Source organism: Streptococcus mitis, assembly GCF_965111725.1.
Lineage (GTDB): Bacteria > Bacillota > Bacilli > Lactobacillales > Streptococcaceae > Streptococcus > Streptococcus mitis_DV.
Map to the genome: position 1 here is coordinate 1,127,007 of NZ_OZ217341.1, position 18,683 is coordinate 1,145,689.

9 protein-coding genes are annotated in these 18,683 nt (G+C 41.8%); all 9 read right to left on the bottom strand.

The window, feature by feature from the left end; all coding sequences use genetic code 11:
• Nucleotides 1-271: 271 nt before the first annotated feature.
• Entirely contained in the window at nucleotides 272-928 is a 657-nt protein-coding gene (locus tag ACLV7Q_RS05585) for an MmcQ/YjbR family DNA-binding protein (protein ID WP_218757318.1), read from the bottom strand.
• A 43-nt stretch (nucleotides 929-971) separates the two neighbouring features.
• Nucleotides 972-1,604 (bottom strand): copper homeostasis protein CutC, encoded by a 633-nt coding sequence (locus ACLV7Q_RS05590; protein WP_218757319.1) that lies wholly within the window; start codon nucleotides 1,602-1,604, stop codon nucleotides 972-974.
• Between the two features lie 90 nt (nucleotides 1,605-1,694).
• Entirely contained in the window at nucleotides 1,695-2,054 is a 360-nt protein-coding gene (locus ACLV7Q_RS05595; protein WP_218757320.1) for a YbaN family protein, read from the bottom strand.
• A 12-nt stretch (nucleotides 2,055-2,066) separates the two neighbouring features.
• Entirely contained in the window at nucleotides 2,067-2,213 is a 147-nt protein-coding gene (locus ACLV7Q_RS05600) for a hypothetical protein (RefSeq protein WP_023940225.1), read from the bottom strand.
• A 97-nt stretch (nucleotides 2,214-2,310) separates the two neighbouring features.
• Entirely contained in the window at nucleotides 2,311-4,398 is a 2,088-nt protein-coding gene (gene topA, locus ACLV7Q_RS05605; RefSeq protein ID WP_166736708.1) for a type I DNA topoisomerase, read from the bottom strand.
• A 165-nt stretch (nucleotides 4,399-4,563) separates the two neighbouring features.
• Nucleotides 4,564-5,607 carry a TIGR00341 family protein gene (locus tag ACLV7Q_RS05610; protein ID WP_050083959.1) on the bottom strand — a complete coding sequence of 348 codons (1,044 nt, stop codon included), beginning with the start codon at nucleotides 5,605-5,607 and terminating at the stop codon, nucleotides 4,564-4,566.
• A 68-nt stretch (nucleotides 5,608-5,675) separates the two neighbouring features.
• Nucleotides 5,676-5,828 (bottom strand): hypothetical protein, encoded by a 153-nt coding sequence (locus ACLV7Q_RS05615; RefSeq protein WP_031222468.1) that lies wholly within the window; start codon nucleotides 5,826-5,828, stop codon nucleotides 5,676-5,678.
• A 596-nt stretch (nucleotides 5,829-6,424) separates the two neighbouring features.
• Nucleotides 6,425-7,273, bottom strand: coding sequence for a DNA-processing protein DprA (gene dprA, locus ACLV7Q_RS05620; protein WP_218757321.1), 849 nt, complete (start codon nucleotides 7,271-7,273; stop codon nucleotides 6,425-6,427).
• 211 nt (nucleotides 7,274-7,484) lie between these two features.
• The gene (locus ACLV7Q_RS05625) at nucleotides 7,485-18,683 is read right to left on the bottom strand and encodes a DUF1542 domain-containing protein (RefSeq protein WP_411865994.1); all 11,199 of its coding nucleotides are present in this window, start codon (nucleotides 18,681-18,683) and stop codon (nucleotides 7,485-7,487) included.

Below are 18,683 nucleotides of genomic sequence, written 5' to 3' on the forward strand. Positions count from 1 at the left end.
GCTCAGAAACCCAAGCGAGATGTTGATTTACTCCCGCTTGGTAAGCCAAACAGGACTAATGCTTTTTGCACTAGCCCGAGTACCTCAACAACAAAGCAAATTGATTAAACTTAGCTGTTCTCATGTTTGACTTTCTCCTTCGTTTGATATCTTGTTTAGTATTTTAGCACAGGCAAAAGAACTTGTCAAGAAAAAATCAAATATTTTCTGAAAATTTCTTCAGTATAGAATATTTAGCTAATTGAAAGTTCTTGAAAATTCTTGAAATGTTTCATTTTTTAGTGGTTAAGTTCCAACTTTTTTCTATCAATTCCAGTACCATTTCATCTGACAAAGTATCATCTAATACCACACTAATCCAGTAGCGTTTATTCATATGAAAAGCTGGATAAATGCCCTTTTGTGAAAGCAGGTCCGCTACTTGGTCATGCTTGAGGTTGACTGCTTCCACTAGATCTTCTCTGCCCTTTTCCAGCTTATCCCAAGAGATTTTCATCAAGACGGCATACCACTTTTTATTGCCTTCGTGTCTTAAGACTGCCGTATCAGGCGATTTCTCCCACAAATACTCCAACTGATTTCCATACTTTTCCTGAACCTGAACCATGATACGCTTAGTCTGAGGACAGATAAAATCCTGCACATCAAAACAAGCCTTCCGAATCTGGTAGAGAATCTCCAGACAAGCCTCACGGACACTTGCAACAAAACTTCCTGTCATACTTTCCATATGGACTTGAGGATAGAGGTCGCCCGTTTCCTGGTCAAAGACTTGAAAACTCACATTATCAGTAGTGATGGAGACTGTCATGATAAAGTTACCCTTCAAAATCTGGCAACTATAAATCCAGACTTCCCCATTTTTTACAAAACCATAGGCACGAGCCTTTTCTTGATTAAACTGATAAGATTTAAAAATTTCAAACATAAGTGAAAACTGCTACCAAAAGCTAGCAGTTCCTTTCTATTTTTTAAAAGACAACCTTGGTTCCGTGCAATTGTGCCACTCCTAGCTGATCGATAAAGGTTTGACGGTTGTCAAGGTCAATCCCCCCACCTGGCAAGATTTCAATTTTACCTTTAGCGTGCTCCAAAATTCTGTGATAGTGAGCCAAACGTTTTTCTAAGGAATCGCCAGACACACCAGCACGAGTTAGGATACGGGTGACACCAGCTTGGCTGAGCCAGTCAATAGCTTCCAGTTGATCATTATCACTCAATTCATCAAAGGCCATGTGAAAGACAATTTCCATTCCTTTTGAAGCCTCAATTAGCTTCTCCAGATTAGGCTTATCCAACTTCTTCTCACCAGTTAAAGCCCCAAATACAACCCCTTGACTTCCAGCCTGAGCAGTTAAACGAATGTCCTCTAGCATAATAGCAATTTCCATATCATTATAGACAAAGTCACCACCACGTGGACGAATCATAGTCATAATGGTCGTATCATAGTTAGCTGCCAATTCAACCGCTGCCTTGGTCACTCCATAGCTGGGAGTTGTACCACCAACTGCAAGATTATCACAGAGTTCGATTCGACGAGCTCCAGCCTGCATCGCTTTTTCAAGCAAGGTCACATTTTCAGCACAAAATTCGTAAATCATTTGATTCTCCTTGAAGATTACTTTAAATTTATTATATCATATTGTTGTAAATATGCTTTTATTTATATCAAGGAAAACAGATACTATTTTTTATTCTTTGTCTGGAATAACCTTGAAGAGATAATAAGTGATAAAGATGGTCAAAGCACCCAGACCGATTTTGACTGGTAAAAGAGGGGCAAAATAAATGGAAATTCCCATCAAGATGTAGATAGAAACGATGATTTTTTTCTTACGTTCACGCGCAATTGACTTTGTTTCCCGAAAATCAGCTACATATGTTTGATAGAGCTTGGTATGATACAACCAGTCTTCGAAGCGCTTGGAACTTCTGGAGAAACAAGCAATAGACAACAAAAGGAAAGGCGTTGTCGGCAATAAGGGTAAAACAACCCCAACAATAGCCAAGGCCAGCGATAAAAAACCAATAATTAGATAAACAATACGCATAACTTCTCCTAGTTAATACTCTTCGAAAATCTCTTCAAACCGCGGCAACGTCGCCTTGACGTAGGTATGGTTCCTGACTTCGTCAGTCTTATCTGCAACCTCAAAGCAGTGCTTTGAGCAACCTGCGGTTAGTTTCCTAGTTTGCTCTTTGATTTTCATTGAGTATAAAATAATCTTCTTCTAGTTTCGCATAAAATGATGAATTTTGTCAAGTTCCAACCAAAAGAGCCTGAAATTCACTTTCAGGACTCTCTTCTTATTTAATCTTTTCTTCTTCGTAGTCACCCTTGCTACAAACAATCTGCTTGCCACCACCACGGACTTTTTTCTCCATGAGGAAGTTGCCACATTTTGGACAGTCACGACCAACAGGCTTATCCCAAGAGGTAAATTCACATTCTGGATAGCGATTGCAACCATAGAAGAGACGATTACGTTTGGTTTTACGTTCAATGATTTGTCCCTGATGACAACTTGGACACTCTACGCCGATTTCTTTCACGATTGCTTGGGTATGACGGCAATCTGGGAAATTACTACAAGCGTAGAACTTACCAAAACGACCAAGTTTAATAACCATTGGACTGCCACACACTTCACAATCAAATCCAGCTGGTTCATCCTTGATCTGGATTTTTTCCATTTCTTCTTCAGCCTTGGCAACCTCTTTAGAGAATGGTTTGTAAAAGGCATCAATGACACGTTGCCACTGCTCTTTTCCGACTTCGACATCATCCAGTTTGCCTTCCATTTCAGCTGTGAAGGTCACGTTTACGATATCTGGGAAATATTCAACGATGAGCTTATTAACAATTTCTCCCAACTCTGTCGGTTCAAAACGTTTGGCTGCAAGGCGAACATAATAACGTTTCTGAATAGTTTCAATGGTGGGCGCATAGGTGGACGGACGTCCAACCCCATTTTCCTCCAAGGTCTTGATCAGTGTCGCTTCAGAATAACGAGCAGGCGGTTGGGTGAAATGTTGCTCTGGTTTGCTATTAACCTGTTTCACCACATCTCCAACAGCCATGTCCGGTAACATCTTATTCTTGTCAGAATCATTATAAATGGCAAGATAACCATCAAACTTAACCTGACTACCATTGGCAGCAAATTGAACCCCATTTTGAGACAATTTAACGGCCATGGTATCAAAGACAGCAGCTGTCATCTGGCTTGCTACAAAACGATTCCAAATAAGAGTATAAAGCTTGAGTTGATCCTTGTCCAGATACTTAGCGATGCTTTCCGGTGTATTAAAGACACTTGACGGACGAATAGCCTCATGGGCATCCTGAGCACCTGATGCATTTTTGACCTTGCTACCATGCTTAGAATATTTGCTACCAAAACGGTCCGTAATGAAACTTGCTGCTTCGTTCTGCGCTACTGGACTGATACGAGTCGAATCGGTACGCATATAGGTAATCAAACCTTGCACACCAGAACCGATATTGATCCCTTCATAGAGCTGTTGGGCAACCATCATGGTCTTTCGAGTACGGAAGTTAATTTTATTGGCAGCATCCATCTGCATAGATGAAGTAGTATAGGGTAATGGAGCATTGCGCTTGCGCTCTTTCTTATCTACCTGATCCACTGAAAAGTCTTTACTAGTCAGACGAGACATAACTTCCTTGACCTCGTCATTACTAGTCAGTTTCAGCTTTTTGCCATCTACTCCATAGAAGGAAGCCTGAAATTGCTTGGTTCCCTTTTTAAAGACACCATCAATTGTCCAGTATTCCTCTGGCTGGAAGGCATTGATTTCATTCTCACGGTCAATGATTAACTTAAGCGCAATAGACTGTACTCGCCCTGCTGATAAGCCCTTCTTGACCTTCTTCCACAAAATAGGCGAAATCGAATACCCTACCAAGCGGTCCAAAACACGACGAGCCTGTTGGGCATCAACCAAGTCCATATCAATCTTACGAGGTTCTTTAAAAGCATTTTTGACCGCATCTTTTGTGATTTCATTGAAGACCACACGGTTGGCATCATTTTCATCTAAGTTGAGAATGTGAGCCAAATGCCAAGAAATAGCTTCTCCTTCACGGTCCGGGTCACTCGCCAGGAAGACTTTATTAGCTTTTTTAGCTTCTTTTTTCAAGTCATTGATAAGAGGACCTTTTCCTCGGATATTGATATATTGCGGTTCGTAATTATTTTCAATATCGACGGACATACTGGATTTCTTCAAATCACGGATATGCCCGACACTAGCTAGAACCTTGTAGTTTCTGCCTAGATATTTTTCAATCGTCTTGGCCTTAGCAGGCGACTCCACGATTACTAGATTTTTTTTAACTGTTGATTTTTTCTTTTTTGTTGCCGTAGCCACAGTATCACACCTTTTCAAAGTAATAAACTTTATAAAGTGTAAACCATTTTGCCATAACTGTCAAGACTTAGCTACTATAATAGAAGAAAAGTTTTATGCTTAAGACCGCATCTTCCTTTGATATACATAGAAGACTCACGAGAAAAACCAGCTATTCTAAAGAAATTATTGCTCCTCGGACTCTGTATCAAATTTATTAGCCTTTTCCTTTTCTTTCGCTTCCTTATCCTTGATATACTGGAAGAAATATTCTACCAGTTCTTCCTTGCTAAGTTGTTCTGAATCAGACAATTGGGAAACTTGAACAGAAACATCACTTAAACCATAGTCCCCCCTCTTACTGGAAATCATATCAAGCTCTTCTTCTGTCAAATAATTTCCTGAAATGGTTAGCTTTAGAGTATGAGTCTTTTTAGAATAGGTTTTTTTCAAAATATTATGGCCCTGAAACTGCTCTGATATAAATTTATTAAGGGACTCTTTTTTCAACGTTTCTCTGACTAAAGTCGTTGCAGAGATGAAACTCGGAATCATCAGCAAAACAGCAACTAGAAGCAAAATCCTGCGCATTTTAGAGTCTTCTTCATTATCTCTAAAATAGTGCTTCTTAACCATCATCAACCTGACACCTATATAAGTCGCAATGACAATAAAGCTACAATTGATGAGGAATAGGTAAGAGGAGCCTATGATAAATTTTAGATTAGCAGAAGCAATAGCATAACCTACCGTACAAAGAGGAGGCATCAAGGCGGTTGCAATTGCTACACCAGGGACGATATTATTGGTCTCTTTTTTCCTAGCACCAATAATACCAGCTATCCCTCCTACAAAAGCAATGAGAACATCCCAAATAGTCGGAGAGGTTCTAGCAACAATCTCCGAACTAGCATATGAAATGGGAGAAAGATAAAAATAAAGTGTTGAAGCTATTAAACTGGCAAGAATTTGGATAGCTAAGATTTTAAAAGATTTTCTTAACAATTTAAAATCAAATATAGCTAGAGAGAGCCCCACTCCCAGAATAGGTGTCATCAAAGGAGAGATTAACATGGCTCCAATAATCACGGGAGTCGAATCCATATTTAATCCGATAGAGGCGATAAGCATGGCACATAGCAAAATCGCTAAATCACTTCTGGAAAGTTCTAATTCTTCATATATTTTATTTCTAAATTCTACCAACGAATACAGTTTATTATTTGTCACAAATATCTTCCTTTCCTAGCTAACTAGTCACTAATACTCTTCGAAAATCTCTTCAAATCACGTCAGCTTCACCTTGCCGTATAGATGTTACTGACTTCGTCAGTTCTATCTGCAACCTCAAAACAGTGTTTTGAGCTGACTTCGTCAGTCTTATCTACAACCTCAAAGCAGTGCTTTGAGCAACCTGCGGCTAGCTTCCTAGTTTGCTCTTTGATTTTCATTGAGTATAAAATCCTAACAAACTCAATGCTTTAGTAGCCTAATATGCCAATCTCATGAGGTCTTTTTATCATTTTCCATCACATCCTGACGCAAATATCTACTGCTATCTCTCATCAACTTCATTTCTAGTAAATGAAAATCAAACTCGGAAGCTCACCGTAGCTTGCTCGAAACACAGCAAGGCAAAGCTGAGCTGATTGAAAAAGATTTTCGAAAAGTATCATCATCAATTTCAGACCATTTTTTATAATAACCATTTTATTTTTATCTGTCAAGGTCTTTGAATTCTTTCTTAACAAACCGCTTATAACCTCTACTCTTGAAGGCTTTATTTTTCCTTAGCGACAAGATTTTAGATGATAAGCCCCCCTAACAGTAAGCCGACCAAGATTAGTCACAAGCAACTCTCCTTTCTCAATTACACTAAATTGCTTTCCTTCCTATGGGAAAAGTCCTCCACTCTACTTATTCACTTAGAAAAAACGCATAAGATCAAGTGATGAAAAACCTGATACTATGCGTTTTATTGTGGGGATATTTACTTCATTTTCTATTAAAAATTGATTTTTTCTCAGAATTCTAGCTTAGGTCATTTTTAAAATTCAAATTCCGCAAGAACATCCTTCCCACTTGTAACCAATTTTGCCCCTTCTTGAATCAAATGATGGCAACCGTCTGATAGTCCATCTAAAATGCTACCAGGTATAGCAAAAACATCGCGCCCTTCCTCCATTGCTCGCTCACAGGTAATGAGACTACCTGAACGCATCTTAGCCTCTGCTACAATCACACCACGACAAAGTCCAGCAATGATGCGATTACGGGCAGGAAAATGAAATTTCAGAGGTTGTTCGCCAGGTCCATACTCACTTAGAACCAGATGGTCATTGCCAATATAGTCTTGCAAGCGTTTATTGGCTTTAGGATAAAACACATCTAGTCCTGTTCCAATCACTGCAATGGTTTTTCCGCCATTCTGAAGAGCTGCCATATGAGCTGCTGTGTCAATGCCCTTGGCTAATCCACTGACAATAACCAGTTCATTTTCCAAGCCCTGAATGACTTTTTCAACTGACTTAGCTCCCTGTTTGCTACAAGCACGACTCCCCACGACAGCTACTTTTGGAAATTTCAAGAGGTCAAGATTTCCCTTGTAAAATAAAAGTACAGGAGCATCGTATATTTCACTTAAATCCCAAGGGTAACAGTCATCTAAAATAGAGAAAGATGGAAATTTTTGAAACTCCTTCTCCAAATGCGCATCGTCTATCTGAAAATAACGTTCCATAAAAACGGCTGGATTACGGCAACCTGATATATCTGCAATATCACCCAACAACAATTCTTGATCAACATTTTCACCGTATTCTAGGACTTTCAAAATCTGTTGATTGGTCAAACCTGATTTTTTTAACTTATAGATTTCATAGTTTGTAATTTTCATAAATAACTCCATTTCTTTTTCTACTCATCTATTTATTCGTAAAAAATCAAAAAAACATCCGACTATTTGTAATCCCCCAATAATGAAGTATATTGAAAAATCTCCAGACTAGAGAACTCATTGACGGTTCCTAATCTGGAGATTTTATTATTTCCTCATCATAGCTACAAAGCTACTCACTCAGTTCCTGAAAGTAGTGTTTTCTTCAAAACTAGAATTCTTCTTTGAGTTGACTGAGAACAGTCTTGATTTCAGAAATTAGTTCTGCTTCTTTTTGAGAATCTTTTTGATGGCTATCTACAAAGAGTCGTGCTTCATCAGCTAATTTCTTAGCCTTGTTTAGAACTTTTTTATCCTTGTCGCTAGCCTCTAGCTCAACTACAAGCTGGTGCAATTCTCTTGAAAGCTTATCTAGTTGAGAGGATTTTTTACGAGCTACTGCAAAGAGGAGAGCTCCTAGAAGAGAAAGAACTGCAGCTCCTAAGACACCATATAGAGGGACTTCTGTCTCATTTTTAGCTCCCTTGGTACTTTCTGCTTCTTTATTTAAGTTTGACGCAGACTGACTCTTATCAGCTGATGTGCCAGTTTGTAGAGAATTGAGAACCTGTCTAACTTTAGCAAGGAGGTCTGCCAATTCTTGAGCTGTTAAGTTTTCATTATCAAGAGCTGCTTGCGCCTCTCCCAAAATACGCTGTGCTTCTTCAAGTACTTCAGGAGATAGACCTGCCAAGTCTTGCAAGCGACGTTCCAGATCCTCTACTAGAGTACGAAGTTCTGACTTGTCCACAGCCGATGGGTTTGTACCTGTTTGGGAATTCCCTACAAATCCAACGCTTCTACGAGCGCGACGTGGAGGAGTTCTTCGATTTCTTGTAGCAGATGGCGGATTCACAGGACTTGTCCCAGACTGATCTGTATCCGAAGGAGAAGCCGGTGTTTGACTACCATCCTTATCTTGGCCAGACAGTCTTCTACTATTAGCTTTAGCAATAGCCTCGGCTAGAATCTGATCCATGCTAGATAAAGCTGCTTGCTTCGCTCGATCGATTTCATCTTGTGTTTTGGCTTGATCAATTCTCTTAAGCGCGTCTTGAAGAACCTGTCTTACTTGGTTTTTAGCTTCCTCTTTTTCAAATAGAGAGAGATTCGCATTTTCGTCAATAAGAGCAAGGGTAAGATTAGCTTTTTGATCAAGTTTTTCGTAGGCTGCTGTATGCGTTGCTGGGGTTGGATTATCAACACTATCAATCGCAGTCAGACCATTCTGCTTAGCTTGTTCAACACCTGTTTGATTGGTTGCCGCATCAACTTTAGATTTCGCATCACGTAAGGCTGCTTCAACTTTGTTGATTGCCGCATCCCTCTCCTCTTTCGTAAGATGTTGGATACCATTAATCGTAGCCTTCTTCTCGTTAGCTTTTTGATCAAGTTTTTCGTAGGCTGCTGTATGCGTTGCTGGGGTTGGATTATCAACACTATCAATCGCAGTCAGACCATTCTGCTTAGCTTGTTCAACACCTGTTTGATTGGTTGCCGCATCAACTTTAGATTTCGCATCACGTAAGGCTGCTTCAACTTTGTTGATTGCCGCATCCCTCTCCTCTTTCGTAAGATGTTGGATACCATTAATCGTAGCCTTCTTCTCGTTAGCTTTTTGATCAAGTTTTTCGTAGGCTGCTGTATGCGTTGCTGGGGTTGGATTATCAACACTATCAATCGCAGTCAGACCATTCTGCTTAGCTTGTTCAACACCTGTTTGATTGGTTGCCGCATCAACTTTAGATTTCGCATCACGTAAGGCTGCTTCAACTTTGTTGATTGCCGCATCCCTCTCCTCTTTCGTAAGATGTTGGATACCATTAATCGTAGCCTTCTTCTCGTTAGCTTTTTGATCAAGTTTTTCGTAGGCTGCTGTATGCGTTGCTGGGGTTGGATTATCAACACTATCAATCGCAGTCAGACCATTCTGCTTAGCTTGTTCAACACCTGTTTGATTGGTTGCCGCATCAACTTTAGATTTCGCATCACGTAAGGCTGCTTCAACTTTGTTGATTGCCGCATCCCTCTCCTCTTTCGTAAGATGTTGGATACCATTAATCGTAGCCTTCTTCTCGTTAGCTTTTTGATCAAGTTTTTCGTAGGCTGCTGTATGCGTTGCTGGGGTTGGATTATCAACACTATCAATCGCAGTCAGACCATTCTGCTTAGCTTGTTCAACACCTGTTTGATTGGTTGCCGCATCAACTTTAGATTTCGCATCACGTAAGGCTGCTTCAACTTTGTTGATTGCCGCATCCCTCTCCTCTTTCGTAAGATGTTGGATACCATTAATCGTAGCCTTCTTCTCGTTAGCTTTTTGATCAAGTTTTTCGTAGGCTGCTGTATGCGTTGCTGGGGTTGGATTATCAACACTATCAATCGCAGTCAGACCATTCTGCTTAGCTTGTTCAACACCTGTTTGATTGGTTGCCGCATCAACTTTAGATTTCGCATCACGTAAGGCTGCTTCAACTTTGTTGATTGCCGCATCCCTCTCCTCTTTCGTAAGATGTTGGATACCATTAATCGTAGCCTTCTTCTCGTTAGCTTTTTGATCAAGTTTTTCGTAGGCTGCTGTATGCGTTGCTGGGGTTGGATTATCAACACTATCAATCGCAGTCAGACCATTCTGCTTAGCTTGTTCAACACCTGTTTGATTGGTTGCCGCATCAACTTTAGATTTCGCATCACGTAAGGCTGCTTCAACTTTGTTGATTGCCGCATCCCTCTCCTCTTTCGTAAGATGTTGGATACCATTAATCGTAGCCTTCTTCTCGTTAGCTTTTTGATCAAGTTTTTCGTAGGCTGCTGTATGCGTTGCTGGGGTTGGATTATCAACACTATCAATCGCAGTCAGACCATTCTGCTTAGCTTGTTCAACACCTGTTTGATTGGTTGCCGCATCAACTTTAGATTTCGCATCACGTAAGGCTGCTTCAACTTTGTTGATTGCCGCATCCCTCTCCTCTTTCGTAAGATGTTGGATACCATTAATCGTAGCCTTCTTCTCGTTAGCTTTTTGATCAAGTTTTTCGTAGGCTGCTGTATGCGTTGCTGGGGTTGGATTATCAACACTATCAATCGCAGTCAGACCATTCTGCTTAGCTTGTTCAACACCTGTTTGATTGGTTGCCGCATCAACTTTAGATTTCGCATCACGTAAGGCTGCTTCAACTTTGTTGATTGCCGCATCCCTCTCCTCTTTCGTAAGATGTTGGATACCATTAATCGTAGCCTTCTTCTCGTTAGCTTTTTGATCAAGTTTTTCGTAGGCTGCTGTATGCGTTGCTGGGGTTGGATTATCAACACTATCAATCGCAGTCAGACCATTCTGCTTAGCTTGTTCAACACCTGTTTGATTGGTTGCCGCATCAACTTTAGATTTCGCATCACGTAAGGCTGCTTCAACTTTGTTGATTGCCGCATCCCTCTCCTCTTTCGTAAGATGTTGGATACCATTAATCGTAGCCTTCTTCTCGTTAGCTTTTTGATCAAGTTTTTCGTAGGCTGCTGTATGCGTTGCTGGGGTTGGATTATCAACACTATCAATCGCAGTCAGACCATTCTGCTTAGCTTGTTCAACACCTGTTTGATTGGTTGCCGCATCAACTTTAGATTTCGCATCACGTAAGGCTGCTTCAACTTTGTTGATTGCCGCATCCCTCTCCTCTTTCGTAAGATGTTGGATACCATTAATCGTAGCCTTCTTCTCGTTAGCTTTTTGATCAAGTTTTTCGTAGGCTGCTGTATGCGTTGCTGGGGTTGGATTATCAACACTATCAATCGCAGTCAGACCATTCTGCTTAGCTTGTTCAACACCTGTTTGATTGGTTGCCGCATCAACTTTAGATTTCGCATCACGTAAGGCTGCTTCAACTTTGTTGATTGCCGCATCCCTCTCCTCTTTCGTAAGATGTTGGATACCATTAATCGTAGCCTTCTTCTCGTTAGCTTTTTGATCAAGTTTTTCGTAGGCTGCTGTATGCGTTGCTGGGGTTGGATTATCAACACTATCAATCGCAGTCAGACCATTCTGCTTAGCTTGTTCAACACCTGTTTGATTGGTTGCCGCATCAACTTTAGATTTCGCATCACGTAAGGCTGCTTCAACTTTGTTGATTGCCGCATCCCTCTCCTCTTTCGTAAGATGTTGGATACCATTAATCGTAGCCTTCTTCTCGTTAGCTTTTTGATCAAGTTTTTCGTAGGCTGCTGTATGCGTTGCTGGGGTTGGATTATCAACACTATCAATCGCAGTCAGACCATTCTGCTTAGCTTGTTCAACACCTGTTTGATTGGTTGCCGCATCAACTTTAGATTTCGCATCACGTAAGGCTGCTTCAACTTTGTTGATTGCCGCATCCCTCTCCTCTTTCGTAAGATGTTGGATACCATTAATCGTAGCCTTCTTCTCGTTAGCTTTTTGATCAAGTTTTTCGTAGGCTGCTGTATGCGTTGCTGGGGTTGGATTATCAACACTATCAATCGCAGTCAGACCATTCTGCTTAGCTTGTTCAACACCTGTTTGATTGGTTGCCGCATCAACTTTAGATTTCGCATCACGTAAGGCTGCTTCAACTTTGTTGATTGCCGCATCCCTCTCCTCTTTCGTAAGATGTTGGATACCATTAATCGTAGCCTTCTTCTCGTTAGCTTTTTGATCAAGTTTTTCGTAGGCTGCTGTATGCGTTGCTGGGGTTGGATTATCAACACTATCAATCGCAGTCAGACCATTCTGCTTAGCTTGTTCAACACCTGTTTGATTGGTTGCCGCATCAACTTTAGATTTCGCATCACGTAAGGCTGCTTCAACTTTGTTGATTGCCGCATCCCTCTCCTCTTTCGTAAGATGTTGGATACCATTAATCGTAGCCTTCTTCTCGTTAGCTTTTTGATCAAGTTTTTCGTAGGCTGCTGTATGCGTTGCTGGGGTTGGATTATCAACACTATCAATCGCAGTCAGACCATTCTGCTTAGCTTGTTCAACACCTGTTTGATTGGTTGCCGCATCAACTTTAGATTTCGCATCACGTAAGGCTGCTTCAACTTTGTTGATTGCCGCATCCCTCTCCTCTTTCGTAAGATGTTGGATACCATTAATCGTAGCCTTCTTCTCGTTAGCTTTTTGATCAAGTTTTTCGTAGGCTGCTGTATGCGTTGCTGGGGTTGGATTATCAACACTATCAATCGCAGTCAGACCATTCTGCTTAGCTTGTTCAACACCTGTTTGATTGGTTGCCGCATCAACTTTAGATTTCGCATCACGTAAGGCTGCTTCAACTTTGTTGATTGCCGCATCCCTCTCCTCTTTCGTAAGATGTTGGATACCATTAATCGTAGCCTTCTTCTCGTTAGCTTTTTGATCAAGTTTTTCGTAGGCTGCTGTATGCGTTGCTGGGGTTGGATTATCAACACTATCAATCGCAGTCAGACCATTCTGCTTAGCTTGTTCAACACCTGTTTGATTGGTTGCCGCATCAACTTTAGATTTCGCATCACGTAAGGCTGCTTCAACTTTGTTGATTGCCGCATCCCTCTCCTCTTTCGTAAGATGTTGGATACCATTAATCGTAGCCTTCTTCTCGTTAGCTTTTTGATCAAGTTTTTCGTAGGCTGCTGTATGCGTTGCTGGGGTTGGATTATCAACACTATCAATCGCAGTCAGACCATTCTGCTTAGCTTGTTCAACACCTGTTTGATTGGTTGCCGCATCAACTTTAGATTTCGCATCACGTAAGGCTGCTTCAACTTTGTTGATTGCCGCATCCCTCTCCTCTTTCGTAAGATGTTGGATACCATTAATCGTAGCCTTCTTCTCGTTAGCTTTTTGATCAAGTTTTTCGTAGGCTGCTGTATGCGTTGCTGGGGTTGGATTATCAACACTATCAATCGCAGTCAGACCATTCTGCTTAGCTTGTTCAACACCTGTTTGATTGGTTGCCGCATCAACTTTAGATTTCGCATCACGTAAGGCTGCTTCAACTTTGTTGATTGCCGCATCCCTCTCCTCTTTCGTAAGATGTTGGATACCATTAATCGTAGCCTTCTTCTCGTTAGCTTTTTGATCAAGTTTTTCGTAGGCTGCTGTATGCGTTGCTGGGGTTGGATTATCAACACTATCAATCGCAGTCAGACCATTCTGCTTAGCTTGTTCAACACCTGTTTGATTGGTTGCCGCATCAACTTTAGATTTCGCATCACGTAAGGCTGCTTCAACTTTGTTGATTGCCGCATCCCTCTCCTCTTTCGTAAGATGTTGGATACCATTAATCGTAGCCTTCTTCTCGTTAGCTTTTTGATCAAGTTTTTCGTAGGCTGCTGTATGCGTTGCTGGGGTTGGATTATCAACACTATCAATCGCAGTCAGACCATTCTGCTTAGCTTGTTCAACACCTGTTTGATTGGTTGCCGCATCAACTTTAGATTTCGCATCACGTAAGGCTGCTTCAACTTTGTTGATTGCCGCATCCCTCTCCTCTTTCGTAAGATGTTGGATACCATTAATCGTAGCCTTCTTCTCGTTAGCTTTTTGATCAAGTTTTTCGTAGGCTGCTGTATGCGTTGCTGGGGTTGGATTATCAACACTATCAATCGCAGTCAGACCATTCTGCTTAGCTTGTTCAACACCTGTTTGATTGGTTGCCGCATCAACTTTAGATTTCGCATCACGTAAGGCTGCTTCAACTTTGTTGATTGCCGCATCCCTCTCCTCTTTCGTAAGATGTTGGATACCATTAATCGTAGCCTTCTTCTCGTTAGCTTTTTGATCAAGTTTTTCGTAGGCTGCTGTATGCGTTGCTGGGGTTGGATTATCAACACTATCAATCGCAGTCAGACCATTCTGCTTAGCTTGTTCAACACCTGTTTGATTGGTTGCCGCATCAACTTTAGATTTCGCATCACGTAAGGCTGCTTCAACTTTGTTGATTGCCGCATCCCTCTCCTCTTTCGTAAGATGTTGGATACCATTAATCGTAGCCTTCTTCTCGTTAGCTTTTTGATCAAGTTTTTCGTAGGCTGCTGTATGCGTTGCTGGGGTTGGATTATCAACACTATCAATCGCAGTCAGACCATTCTGCTTAGCTTGTTCAACACCTGTTTGATTGGTTGCCGCATCAACTTTAGATTTCGCATCACGTAAGGCTGCTTCAACTTTGTTGATTGCCGCATCCCTCTCCTCTTTCGTAAGATGTTGGATACCATTAATCGTAGCCTTCTTCTCGTTAGCTTTTTGATCAAGTTTTTCGTAGGCTGCTGTATGCGTTGCTGGGGTTGGATTATCAACACTATCAATCGCAGTCAGACCATTCTGCTTAGCTTGTTCAACACCTGTTTGATTGGTTGCCGCATCAACTTTAGATTTCGCATCACGTAAGGCTGCTTCAACTTTGTTGATTGCCGCATCCCTCTCCTCTTTCGTAAGATGTTGGATACCATTAATCGTAGCCTTCTTCTCGTTAGCTTTTTGATCAAGTTTTTCGTAGGCTGCTGTATGCGTTGCTGGGGTTGGATTATCAACACTATCAATCGCAGTCAGACCATTCTGCTTAGCTTGTTCAACACCTGTTTGATTGGTTGCCGCATCAACTTTAGATTTCGCATCACGTAAGGCTGCTTCAACTTTGTTGATTGCCGCATCCCTCTCCTCTTTCGTAAGATGTTGGATACCATTAATCGTAGCCTTCTTCTCGTTAGCTTTTTGATCAAGTTTTTCGTAGGCTGCTGTATGCGTTGCTGGGGTTGGATTATCAACACTATCAATCGCAGTCAGACCATTCTGCTTAGCTTGTTCAACACCTGTTTGATTGGTTGCCGCATCAACTTTAGATTTCGCATCACGTAAGGCTGCTTCAACTTTGTTGATTGCCGCATCCCTCTCCTCTTTCGTAAGATGTTGGATACCATTAATCGTAGCCTTCTTCTCGTTAGCTTTTTGATCAAGTTTTTCGTAGGCTGCTGTATGCGTTGCTGGGGTTGGATTATCAACACTATCAATCGCAGTCAGACCATTCTGCTTAGCTTGTTCAACACCTGTTTGATTGGTTGCCGCATCAACTTTAGATTTCGCATCACGTAAGGCTGCTTCAACTTTGTTGATTGCCGCATCCCTCTCCTCTTTCGTAAGATGTTGGATACCATTAATCGTAGCCTTCTTCTCGTTAGCTTTTTGATCAAGTTTTTCGTAGGCTGCTGTATGCGTTGCTGGGGTTGGATTATCAACACTATCAATCGCAGTCAGACCATTCTGCTTAGCTTGTTCAACACCTGTTTGATTGGTTGCCGCATCAACTTTAGATTTCGCATCACGTAAGGCTGCTTCAACTTTGTTGATTGCCGCATCCCTCTCCTCTTTCGTAAGATGTTGGATACCATTAATCGTAGCCTTCTTCTCGTTAGCTTTTTGATCAAGTTTTTCGTAGGCTGCTGTATGCGTTGCTGGGGTTGGATTATCAACACTATCAATCGCAGTCAGACCATTCTGCTTAGCTTGTTCAACACCTGTTTGATTGGTTGCCGCATCAACTTTAGATTTCGCATCACGTAAGGCTGCTTCAACTTTGTTGATTGCCGCATCCCTCTCCTCTTTCGTAAGATGTTGGATACCATTAATCGTAGCCTTCTTCTCGTTAGCTTTTTGATCAAGTTTTTCGTAGGCTGCTGTATGCGTTGCTGGGGTTGGATTATCAACACTATCAATCGCAGTCAGACCATTCTGCTTAGCTTGTTCAACACCTGTTTGATTGGTTGCCGCATCAACTTTAGATTTCGCATCACGTAAGGCTGCTTCAACTTTGTTGATTGCCGCATCCCTCTCCTCTTTCGTAAGATGTTGGATACCATTAATCGTAGCCTTCTTCTCGTTAGCTTTTTGATCAAGTTTTTCGTAGGCTGCTGTATGCGTTGCTGGGGTTGGATTATCAACACTATCAATCGCAGTCAGACCATTCTGCTTAGCTTGTTCAACACCTGTTTGATTGGTTGCCGCATCAACTTTAGATTTCGCATCACGTAAGGCTGCTTCAACTTTGTTGATTGCCGCATCCCTCTCCTCTTTCGTAAGATGTTGGATACCATTAATCGTAGCCTTCTTCTCGTTAGCTTTTTGATCAAGTTTTTCGTAGGCTGCTGTATGCGTTGCTGGGGTTGGATTATCAACACTATCAATCGCAGTCAGACCATTCTGCTTAGCTTGTTCAACACCTGTTTGATTGGTTGCCGCATCAACTTTAGATTTCGCATCACGTAAGGCTGCTTCAACTTTGTTGATTGCCGCATCCCTCTCCTCTTTCGTAAGATGTTGGATACCATTAATCGTAGCCTTCTTCTCGTTAGCTTTTTGATCAAGTTTTTCGTAGGCTGCTGTATGCGTTGCTGGGGTTGGATTATCAACACTATCAATCGCAGTCAGACCATTCTGCTTAGCTTGTTCAACACCTGTTTGATTGGTTGCCGCATCAACTTTAGATTTCGCATCACGTAAGGCTGCTTCAACTTTGTTGATTGCCGCATCCCTCTCCTCTTTCGTAAGATGTTGGATACCATTAATCGTAGCCTTCTTCTCGTTAGCTTTTGTCTGTAGTTCGCGCTTAGCCCCCTCTCTATCGATTGGTGCTGTAGCTCTAACGCTATTTGTCGAGAATCCAGACTTCATTCCTTCACTGAATGTTTCATCTGTTCCTTTCCTCACGTAGGCAACCACTACTCTGACATCTCCTTCTCCAAGTTTTGGATCTCGGTATTCAGGTGGAACAAAATTAAAAGTTCCAGAAACAGTGACACGTGTCTTTGCTATAGTATGGTAGCCCTGAGCCTCATTGTTATAGCTATAAGGATTAGTTGAACCACCACGTACTAAATAAGCCATCAACTCAGCGCCATCTGGTGTGTTACCAGGTTCCGCTCTTACACCAATAGTTCCCGAAATTATCGGCTGAGTCTCGGCTTTACCTTCTAACTCCTTATTAGTTGTCGTAATCCTCGCATCAGGTAAAGCTCTAGCAATAGTTAGTGTAGTCTGATTTGTATTTCCTGAAGAATCTGTCGCAACAACCGTTACTCTGGTGTAACCATGTTTATCAGCAGGCATCCTTCCTCGCAAATCTACATATCCCAATCCGTTTGTAAGAGTTAATCCTGTCTGTGATAGTCCTGTGCCTTCCAGACCATTAACTGTAATACTCCTAACGGTCTTACCACTGAAAGATTTGACGGTTACTCGGAGGTTATTTCCATAGGCTTCACCTGTACCTAGCGTTCGTAGAGTTTCTTCACTATATTGTGGAACACTAGTTGTACCCTTACCGAATCCTATTTTCAAGGAATTATCAGCAGATCTCGCTTTCCTAGATTTAGGACTATCGCTGCTACCTTTTTCCACACCATTCTTTAATTGGGTTGTCTTTTTATACTCCTCAAGTGCAGCATTAAAGACCTCCTGATTGACAAGCCCATTTTCTGATTGTCCCAATGCTTCGTTGAGTTTATCGTAAGCTTCCTTGAGTTTTTGGACTTGTTCTGGATTTTCAGTGCTGGTCTTCAGTTCTTGGAGGAGATGATGGATTTTGTCCGATAGAGGATAGCTACCTGAACCATTTGTGTAGTCTGTAGCTTCTTCCGCTGTTTCCTTAGTTTCTTGATTTTCTACTGGTGCTGGCGTGGCAGGAGGGGTTAGTTGTCCCCTACGACCTCGCCCTCGTTTAGGAGTTAAGGTTGCTTCACTCGGAGTTGCACTCCCTCCTTCCCCAAGCTGAGCTGGGGATATGAGTCCACCAGCCAAAGCCTTGTTGACCTCCTCAGTCAAGCCTTTCATGACTTGAACTTGAGCATCAACCTCTTCTTGACTGGAGTTTGGATTGTCAAGAACCGCCTTAGCTTGTGCTAGTCCTGCTTCTACACGAGCATGGAGTTCTTTCATAGAGTCCGGTGTCAGATTGGCAAGTAGAGCTTGCAGACTGGATTGTGCAGACTCGGCTAGTGACTTATCTACAGTAGGACGGCTTGTCTCTGCTTGGTTTTCTCCCTTGCCTTCTTCGCTATCTTTTACTAGAGACTTGTTTTCATCTGATGCTTCTTGAAGCTTTTGATTACCTTGGCTAGATTGCTCAGACTGACTGGGATCTGTGTCAGAAGTTTTTTCACTTAGCTCTTCAGATACCCCCCCCCCCGAGGAATCGCTTACAAGGGCGCTGGTTCTAGCCGTTCCGCTCTCTGTCGCTGGAGAAATGTCAGGTGTTTGTGCCTGCACTGTCCCATTGGCAAAAAACATCAGCGCCGCAACGGCAACGCTGGCAGCACCAAAGTGGTACTTCCTTATTGAATAACGAAAAACCTTTTCCCCTTTGCGGTCTTCTTTACTTTTTAGTTTCAT

Excerpts from the sequence above, each read along its gene's own strand:
- ACLV7Q_RS05585 (WP_218757318.1), bottom strand. The coding sequence starts at position 928 with ATGTTTGAAATTTTTAAATCTTATCAGTTTAATCAAGAAAAGGCTCGT.
- ACLV7Q_RS05590 (WP_218757319.1), bottom strand. The coding sequence starts at position 1,604 with ATGATTTACGAATTTTGTGCTGAAAATGTGACCTTGCTTGAAAAAGCG.
- ACLV7Q_RS05595 (WP_218757320.1), bottom strand. The coding sequence starts at position 2,054 with ATGCGTATTGTTTATCTAATTATTGGTTTTTTATCGCTGGCCTTGGCT.
- ACLV7Q_RS05600 (WP_023940225.1), bottom strand. The coding sequence starts at position 2,213 with ATGAAAATCAAAGAGCAAACTAGGAAACTAACCGCAGGTTGCTCAAAG.
- ACLV7Q_RS05615 (WP_031222468.1), bottom strand. The coding sequence starts at position 5,828 with ATGAAAATCAAAGAGCAAACTAGGAAGCTAGCCGCAGGTTGCTCAAAG.
- dprA (WP_218757321.1), bottom strand. The coding sequence starts at position 7,273 with ATGAAAATTACAAACTATGAAATCTATAAGTTAAAAAAATCAGGTTTG.
- ACLV7Q_RS05625 (WP_411865994.1), bottom strand. The coding sequence starts at position 18,683 with ATGAAACTAAAAAGTAAAGAAGACCGCAAAGGGGAAAAGGTTTTTCGT.